Source organism: Mesorhizobium sp. M1E.F.Ca.ET.041.01.1.1 (genome assembly GCF_003997355.1).
Classification (GTDB): Bacteria; Pseudomonadota; Alphaproteobacteria; order Rhizobiales; family Rhizobiaceae; genus Mesorhizobium.
In genome coordinates, this window is sequence record NZ_RZSL01000268.1 from 1 (window position 1) to 8202 (window position 8202).

10 protein-coding genes are annotated in these 8202 nt (G+C 59.0%); 3 read left to right on the top strand and 7 right to left on the bottom strand.

What is annotated here, in order from left to right; all coding sequences use genetic code 11:
- The 4 genes from EOA38_RS20785 to EOA38_RS20800 form a co-directional block, all read right to left on the bottom strand.
- Nucleotides 1-539, bottom strand: a 539-nt coding sequence (locus EOA38_RS20785; protein ID WP_145966016.1) for an ABC transporter ATP-binding protein, incomplete at its 3' end; no start/stop codon positions are given.
- The gene (locus tag EOA38_RS20790; protein ID WP_127300107.1) at nucleotides 536-1318 is read right to left on the bottom strand and encodes an ABC transporter permease; all 783 of its coding nucleotides are present in this window, start codon (nucleotides 1316-1318) and stop codon (nucleotides 536-538) included. The genes EOA38_RS20790 and EOA38_RS20785, both read right to left, overlap by 4 nt.
- 2 nt (nucleotides 1319-1320) lie before the next feature.
- The gene (locus tag EOA38_RS20795) at nucleotides 1321-2166 is read right to left on the bottom strand and encodes an ABC transporter permease (protein WP_127300108.1); all 846 of its coding nucleotides are present in this window, start codon (nucleotides 2164-2166) and stop codon (nucleotides 1321-1323) included.
- 8 nt (nucleotides 2167-2174) lie between these two features.
- A complete protein-coding gene (locus EOA38_RS20800; protein WP_127300109.1) occupies nucleotides 2175-3257 on the bottom strand; it encodes a spermidine/putrescine ABC transporter substrate-binding protein in 1083 nt (360 codons plus the stop codon).
- 92 nt (nucleotides 3258-3349) lie between these two features.
- Here EOA38_RS20800 and EOA38_RS20805 point away from each other — a divergent pair, with 92 nt between their 5' ends.
- The gene (locus EOA38_RS20805; RefSeq protein WP_127300110.1) at nucleotides 3350-3964 is read left to right on the top strand and encodes a TetR/AcrR family transcriptional regulator; all 615 of its coding nucleotides are present in this window, start codon (nucleotides 3350-3352) and stop codon (nucleotides 3962-3964) included.
- A 29-nt stretch (nucleotides 3965-3993) separates the two neighbouring features.
- Here EOA38_RS20805 and EOA38_RS20810 read toward each other — a convergent pair whose 3' ends face one another.
- Nucleotides 3994-4194, bottom strand: a complete 201-nt coding sequence (locus tag EOA38_RS20810) for a DUF2905 domain-containing protein (RefSeq protein WP_127300111.1) — start codon at nucleotides 4192-4194, stop codon at nucleotides 3994-3996.
- Between the two features lie 210 nt (nucleotides 4195-4404).
- Between EOA38_RS20810 and EOA38_RS20815 the strand changes: the two genes are divergently transcribed.
- Entirely contained in the window at nucleotides 4405-4968 is a 564-nt protein-coding gene (locus EOA38_RS20815; protein WP_126094137.1) for a DUF2569 family protein, read from the top strand.
- Between the two features lie 285 nt (nucleotides 4969-5253).
- Nucleotides 5254-6534 (top strand): site-specific integrase, encoded by a 1281-nt coding sequence (locus EOA38_RS20820; protein WP_127300112.1) that lies wholly within the window; start codon nucleotides 5254-5256, stop codon nucleotides 6532-6534.
- Between the two features lie 20 nt (nucleotides 6535-6554).
- Here EOA38_RS20820 and EOA38_RS20825 read toward each other — a convergent pair whose 3' ends face one another.
- Entirely contained in the window at nucleotides 6555-7304 is a 750-nt protein-coding gene (locus tag EOA38_RS20825; RefSeq protein WP_127300113.1) for a hypothetical protein, read from the bottom strand.
- A 477-nt stretch (nucleotides 7305-7781) separates the two neighbouring features.
- A partial coding sequence (locus EOA38_RS20830) for a hypothetical protein (RefSeq protein WP_189434770.1) occupies nucleotides 7782-8202 on the bottom strand: 421 nt, incomplete at its 5' end.

An 8202-nucleotide genomic window follows, 5' to 3' on the forward strand; every position in this document is an offset into this window, starting at 1 on the left:
GCCTTCAGCTCGTCCTGCATCTGCCGGCGCAGCTTGAGATCCAGCGCGCCGAGCGGCTCGTCGAGCAGAAGCACGGCCGGTTCGATGACCAGCGCGCGGGCCAGCGCCACGCGCTGCCGCTGGCCGCCGGACAATTGATGCGGCTTCTTATCGAAGGCGGCCGCCAGCCCGATGAGCGCAAGCGCCTCGCGCGCCTTCGCCGCCCGCGTCGCGCCGTCGACGCCCTGCATGCGCAGCCCGAAGCCGACATTGCCGCCGACGCTCATATGCGGAAACAGCGCATAGTCCTGGAACACCGTCGTCGTCGGGCGCTTGGCCGGCGGCACGGACGTGCAGTCCTCGCCGCGGATGAACACCTTGCCCTCGCTGGGTGTCACGAAGCCGCCGAGGATGGAAAGCAGCGTCGTCTTGCCGGAGCCGGACGGCCCGAGCAGGATGGTGTAGCTGCCGGGCTCGATGGCGAGCGAGACATTCTTCAGCACCGGAAGCTGGCCGAAGCGATGCGAGACGTTGCGGATGTCGACGAGGGGCGCGCTCATGCCGGCTTTCTCCGCAGCAGGGTCAGTTCGAAAAACACCACCAGGACGATGGAGACGGCAAAGACCAGCGAGCCGACGGCATTGGTCTTGGGATTGAGGCCGGAGCGCAAGAGGTTCCAGATCTCGACGGGGAGCGTCGTCTCGAAACGGGTGAGCAGGAAGGAGATGACGAACTCGTCCCAGGAGAAGGTCATCGACAGGAAGAACCCGGCGAAGATCGCCGGCGCCATCACGGGCACCGTGATCAAGAGCAGCACCTTCCATTCGGCCGCGCCGAGGTCGCGGGCGGCACGCTCGATGTTGATCTGATGATCGCCCATCTGGCTGTAGATGATGGCAAAGCAGAGCGGCAGGTTGATCACCACATGGCCGATGCCGGCCGCAAGCAGCGACTTCGGCACGCCGGCCCAGTTGAACAGCACCAGCAAGCCCATGCCGATGATCAGATAGCTGACGGTGAGCGGCAGCGTGATCAGCCCGCGTAAGATGGCCGAGCCCGGCAGCACGAAGCGCGCGAACCCCCAGGCGGAGAGGAAGCCGAGGGTGACGGAGCTGAGCGAGGACAGCACCGCCACCAGCAGCGAATTGACCAGCGCCGAGGTGAGCCGCGTATCGGACAGAACCGCCTGATACCAGCGCAGCGACGGGCCGGTGAAGGGCGGGATCGGGAAGGAGGTCGCCTGCAGCGAAAACAGCACCAGCACCACCACCGGCAGGAAGATGAAGCCGTAGATGGCGATAGCGTAGAGCCAGGCGGCGATGCGGACCGTGACGCGCATCGTCAGGCCCGCTCGATCTTCAGCCAGCGGGCGCAGGCGAGATAGGCGATGGTGACGACGGCCATCAGGATGATCGACAGCGCCGAAGCCAGCGGGAAGTCGCCGCGCCGGCCGATCTGCATCATCACCAGCTGCGGCATGACCAGCTCGTTGTTGCCGCCGAGGATCTGCGGCGTGATGTAGTCGCCGATGCAGAGCACGAAGGTGAGGAAGGCGCCGACCATGATGCCGGGCAGGGTGAGCGGCAGCACGACATGCAGGAAGGTGCGAACCGGCCCGGCGCCGAGATCGGCTGCCGCCTTGCGGTAGCTCGGGCTGAGCTGCTTGAGATTGGCGAAGATCGTCAGCGTCAGCAGCATGACGAAGAAATGCACGAAGCCGGTGACGGTGGCGAAACGCGTGTTGGCGAGCTGCAGCGGCTCGGCGGTCACGCCGAGGCCGGTCAGCGCCCGGTTGATGACGCCGTTTTGCGCCAGCACCAGCAGCCAGGAATAGGAACGCACGACGTAAGACGTCCAGAACGGCAGCACGGCCAGCATCAGCGCCAATCTCTGCCAGCGCTCCGGCACTTGTTCCGCGAGGATCCAGGCGAAGGGATAGGCGAGCAGGATCGAGATCACGGTGACGACGGCGGTGACCTCCAGCGAGTTCACCATCGCCCGCCAGTAGGACGGATCGGTGAAGAACTGGCTGTAATTGGCTAAAGTCAGCCCACCGCCTTCATGCGCCGTGAGGCTGGAAAGCCCCATGGCGATGAAGGGCAGCACGAAGAAGGCAAGCGTCCACGCCAGCGCCGGCGTGACCAGCGCCCAGGGCAGGGCACGCGAGTTGCTTCTGGAAATGCTCATCGGCCGATTTACTGCGCCTGCAGCATTTCGGTCCACATATCCTGCATCTTCTTGTCGAGGTCGGCGTTGGGCGCCGGATAGGCCTGGGCCCGCGCCAGGAAGCCCGGCTGCTCGTCGAAGCGCAGGGTCTTCTTCTGCTCGTCGCTCAGCGCCGCCTTGGTGTTCGCCGGCATGCCCCAGTAGCAGGACGAGGTGGCAAGCCGCGCCTGGCCCTCTGGGCTCATGATGTATTGGATGAACTTCAGCGCCATGTCCTTGTTCTTGGAATCCTTGAACATGGCCAGCGACTGCGACCACAGCACAGCACCCTCTTTCGGGATCGAGAAGTCGAGCGCCGGATTTTCCTTGGCGAGACCGGCCGTCACCCATTCGCCGCCGCCGACAAGGATGTCGACCTCGCCGGTGGCCAAAGCGGTCTGGCTGGCGGTGACTTCGCCGACCAGCTTGGCGTTGGCTTTCATCTTGATGAGCTCGGCCTTGAGGGCGGGCAGGTCGGCTTCGGTGAGGTCCGCGGTCTTCTTGCCGATGGCCAAAGCCGCCATGCCGATCACCGGCAGGTAGTAGTCGTAGATCGCGATCTTGCCCTTGTATTTGTCGCCGGTGAGCGAGGCCAGCGACTGCATGTCTGCCGGATCGACCTTGGTCTTGTTGAAACCGATCGTGTTGTAGCCGAATTTTTCGGTGATGCCGTAGCGCTTGCCGTCGATGGTGGTGGACTTGTCCATCTTCACTTCCGCGAAGAGGTCGGCGAAGGGCAATTTGTCTTCGGGCAGTGGCTCGAACAGGCCCTTTTCGACGCCGCGCGGAACGTCGATGGAATCGATCACCATCACATCCCAATCGCCGGGCTGCGACTGCTCGATGATGGCGAGACCCGCGCCGGTGCCCTCGAATTCCTTGACGTTGACCTTGACGTTGTTTGCCTTCTCGAAGGGCTCCAGCAGCGCCGGATCGGAGTGGTCGCACCAGATCAGCGCGTTGAGATCGTCGGCCCGGGCACCGCCCGCTGCGATGAGCAGCACCGCGGCCGCGCAAGCGGCTCCGAGATGGGACTTCAAGGTGGAAAGCGGATTCCGGGCATTGGCGGTCATCGAGTGTTCTCCCTGCCTTGCTGGCTTCTTACGGAAAAGTTGAACCAATTCTAAAATTGAGTCAATTATGATTTTGTGGCAGAGAGGCCGATATGAGCGGATTGCGCGAACGACAGAAGGCGGACCGGCACCGTCGCATCATCGATGCGGCGACCTCGCTGTTTCGCGAAGCCGGCTATGAAGGCGCCAAGATCGAGGCGATCGCGGCGCAGGCCGAGGTCTCGATCGGCACCATCTACAATTACTACCAGAACAAGGGCGACATCCTCGGCGCCATCGTCTCGATGGAGGTCAACGAGGTGCTGAATGCCGGGCGAGGGGTGGTAGCCCGCCCGCCCGCCAATGTCGGCGACGCGCTCGACACGCTGATCGGCATCTATATCGAGCACTCGCTGAATTATCTGAGCAAGGAGATGTGGCGGCAGGCGATGGCGATCTCGACGCAATTGCCCGACAGCCCGTTCGGCCAGGCCTATACCGCGCTGGACCGTGAGTTGACCAAGCAGATCCGGGCGTTGATCGCGCGGCTGCAGGAGATCGGCCTGGTGCGGCCAGACATCGACGGCCCGGCGGTGGGCGAGCTGATCTTCAACAACATGAACATGATGTTCATCGAGTTTGTGAAGAGAGATGAGGCGAAGATACCGGACCTGCGCGCGGCGATTCGAAGGCAGAACAGGATCTTGGTGGCGGCGATTGGGATGTGAGACGATCGAGGCGAGGGCCGCAGCGTCCCCTAACGGTTGATCAGCCACAGGATCGCCGAGAGCACGATGCTGATCAGTATTCCCGTGGTAATGGGAACGTAGAGCCTGAAATTCTCACGCTCGATCACGATATCGCCTGGCAACCTGCCAAGGCCGATCCGGGTCACCCAGGGCCACAGCAGGCCTATGGCGACCATGCTGAGACCAATGACGATCAGTGTTCGCGACATGGCAGCATCCAGTCGGAATAGCATCTTGCCAGAAATATAGGGCGACGGGTCTTGCCGGCAGCGCCAGGTTCGAAGCCTGCTCTGGTTTCGGCTATCGGACGACTTTCGTCACTTGGACCGCGAAGGCGGCGCTTTACTCCCCGAGATTGCCTCTTGAGTTGAAATTGAGATCTGCTACAACCTAGAAGGGCATCTTGAGGGAGGGGTTGGATGCAATTTTCCATCTGGCATTGGGCAATCGTTCTGCTGCTGGTCGGTGTGCCTGTTTTCTTTGCCGTCCGCTCGGCGGCCAAGCCGTCGCAGAATCCAGGCGACTTGGTGGGATTTGGAGGCTGGTTGATGCTGCTGGCAATCGGCCAGACCTTGGCGCCGTTCCGCACGCTGGCCGAGCTGTTTTCCTCGAGTGAGGGTTACCGGCAGCTCATGACGTTACCTAATGGCCCTTTGGCCGTCTGTGGCGAAATCGTGCTGTTGCTGGGGTTTACACTGCTGCAATTGGTTGTTCTCGTCGCAATGCTACGGCGGAGCCCTCGTTTCAAACAGCTATTCCTGTACCAGTGGATCGCGATCCCATTTGTGTTCGCGCTCGACGCTGTTTGGACCTCAACGATTCTAGGCGCACCAATCAGCCAGGTTCTCGCGGGAGATGCGCTGGCAGCACCTATCGCCGGATTTGTTCTGACCGGGATCTGGGTTGCCTATGTGTTCAAGTCGGTGAGGGTAAGGAATACGTTCGGTGGAACAGCCGCCGGCGAAGTTGCAACAGCCTCGTAGCAAGGTCGCTTTGGTCCGTTCGCACGTCTAGCGACCTTCGGGTGGCCTGCCATCCGAAGCTCGAAGAGCGAAGGATGGTGCCCCCGGCAGGGATCGAACCCGCGACCTTCGGTTTACAAATTTTATGCCAGACCACCCCGTGGGGTAACGATTCATAACATTCTTTGCCACAAAATTACGTAAAATCAGGCAATTAGGCTGAACTGAGCATCGGTTTGCATAACGCTCCATAACATGCAATAACGTACCCCAGTTTACCCCTGAGGTTACCCCGGAGCGGAACCGATGCCTAATTCGATCCCTGGACAGTTCAAAAAAGCCGCTGCGTTCATCGACAATTTGGAACCACCGACCACACGGCAAGAGATACCCGACAGCACTCAATCTGGGCTCTATCTGGTAGTGCAGCCAAGCGGAGCCTTGTCATGGGCGGTGCGGACCAAGATTGATGGCAAGGCGGCCAAAGTGACCATCGGCCGCTATGACAAAGAGGGCAGCAAAGACGACCGCATTGGAACTCTGATTTCGCCAACGCAAGCGCTCAACGTCACACAGGCGCGTGCGATCGCCGAACGCGTGCGAAACGACGCCAAGCGGGGCAATGATCCCCGGCAACAGAAAATCGACAAGACAGGCCTTGCCACTTGGTTTGATGATTTCGTCAAGACCGCTCGCACGACAGGCTTTAAGGGCAGGCCGGTCAAGTCATCGACGGCAGACGAGTACGAAAGGATCATCGCGACCAGTATTCTGCCGAACTGGAACCACGTTACCGATATTAGGACCATCGACTACCGAGACGTTGAAAAGCTCCTCCAGAAGCTGACGCCCGGCGCTCGCCGCAACGCCTTTGCGGTCCTATCCGCATTCTTCCGCTGGAAGCCAGTAGCTCGCGCCATCGGCCGCAACATTATCGAGCTTGCCGAAGCGCCGGCCAAACCGTCCAGCCGTGACCGCGTGCTAACGCACGACGAAATCAAGACCGTTTGGAAGGCTGCAGAGAAATGCGCATATCCTTTCGGACCGATGGTGCAACTGCTCTTATTGACGGGACAGCGCCGGGACGAGATCGCGGAACTCAAATGGTCCGAAATTTCCGCCGATTTGACCGCGATCACGCTTGAAGCATCGCGAACTAAGAACTCCCGGCCCCACATCGTGCCAATAGCACCGCTGGCGAAGACGATCATTGAGGCGCTGCCCAGGATCGTAGATGCGGACGGGGGGCCTTCCGACTACGTCTTCACCACGACCGCGACAACACCGTTCAGCGGCTTCAGCAACGGCAAGAAGACGTTGGACAAACATTGCGGAGAACCGGCTCTGCCCGAATGGCATCTGCACGACTTGCGCCGCACGTGTGCCACGGAACTGGCTAAGCTTGGCGTCAAACAGGAAGTAACCGAAGCCATTCTAAACCACAAGACCGGCAAAGTGAGCGGCGTTGCCGCAATCTATAACCGGTACGAATACGAGAGCGAAAAACGGAACGCTTTGGAGCAATGGGCAATCCGTATGCAGGCAATCACGGTGGACAACGTGGCTGTCTTGAGAAAGTCTGCCTAGCGGGAATTTCGGCCCTCACGTTATCTCTGATCCACAAAATGGAGGTCGCGTTCGACAAGCTTATTCGCACGTCTAAGGTAAAGCTGGATTTCCCCTAACGTTCCGAGACGGGGAGGATTGACGTCGCATCCCTCCGGAATTTCGACGTCATGTTCCGAACCTTCGGTCAAAACCTTGACGAAGGATGTTGAAATCTCAGGCGACCATTCAGCATAGAAACCCTCGACCCTACCGACGCGGACAACGGCCTGGTCGATTTGCGATGCCGAAATCTTTCGTTCAAGACGTTCAAACGTGTCCATATCGACATAGAGGTAAAACACAATGGTGTCCGGTGTGACCAGATCTCTAAAATCTATTTCGATCGAGTAGCTAACAGTCCCCCATACTTTCCCATTCCTTCTCTGATCCACTTCGTTTAACGGCTCTATGGAGAGTTGAAAATCAGAGATAATGCGACCAGTTCGAAACATCGAATACACGGTATTATGGCGGTCGGAGCTGTCCCGGACGTCTCCCGGAACTAGCGTTGCGGTGATCCGGCGTTCGACGTTCACCTTCATAGCACTGTCAGGGTTGCCGTCATCTTGCGCGCCAATGCTCTCTATTATGTTAATCTCGGTCGCTGTGAAATAGAGGCTGAACCGCCAAGGGATGTAATGCTCTCCGGCTGCGCCGTTGTCATCTACTTCTTGCAGAGACCATTTGTAGAGGCTGTTATATTCGGATTTAGGGTTCAGAAATATTTTCCCGTAAAGTTCCATATCCATGTTCGTTCCCCGCTGACATCGGCACCGTGCAATCACGGAATGCTTGGCGTGAGTCATTTTCCATACGGCAGCTCTCCTCGGCTCGGCAATACCAGCCGTGAGAGCTTCCATTCTTACCCGTTGCCTTACCCCAACCCTAAACAACCAAGCGCTTCCGACCGTCAGGTTATTGAATTTAATACGAAAACGGATTTGTGAGCATCAATTCTCGGATTTGACGCTCAAAAATCGGCCCGGAGATGCGAGGCGGCTGAGGCAAAGGAATGAAGATGATCTGATCGGCTGCCCCTACCGGGGAGGTTCCCCCCAAGCCCCTGAGCGGGCCCCAGTCGTCGATGTGGGGCCCCATCGCCTCGAGGAATGAGGTTTTGAAAATTTTCTTCTCCTGGTGTCCGTTCGCCCCTTCGCTGTCCCACTGTCCCACCCCCTTTAAAAAGGGGGTTGGGACGTTAGTGGAAGACAGGCAGGGAAGGGCTTTTAGTGGGACGTAGTATTATCTTGAACAAGTGTCCCGGCATCTGCGTCTTCCATTAGAAGGCCAAGTTTCCGGGCCTTCTTGGACAACCGTCCAACATCAGATTTTGATATGCCTGTTTGTTCTTCTATTTCCCGATAGGATTTTCCGCTAGCAACCAATTCTGCCACTCGCTCCATCTTGGCCGTTTTGCCGACTGGTCTTACCTCCCAAGAGCCCACGCCTTCTTTCTCCGTGAACTTGGCCTCAAAAGGCTCAGCATCGTCGCCGAGGAACCCGCGCTGTTTTTCGAAACTGATCACGAAACGTGCTCCCTCGCTTGGTTGGTAGCCATCTGGGTTGCTCAGTTTGATGACGGTATCGAGAGCATCTTCGCGCTTGGAAGTACCGCGCTGCTTCCCGCCCTTGCCCGCATGATGGACG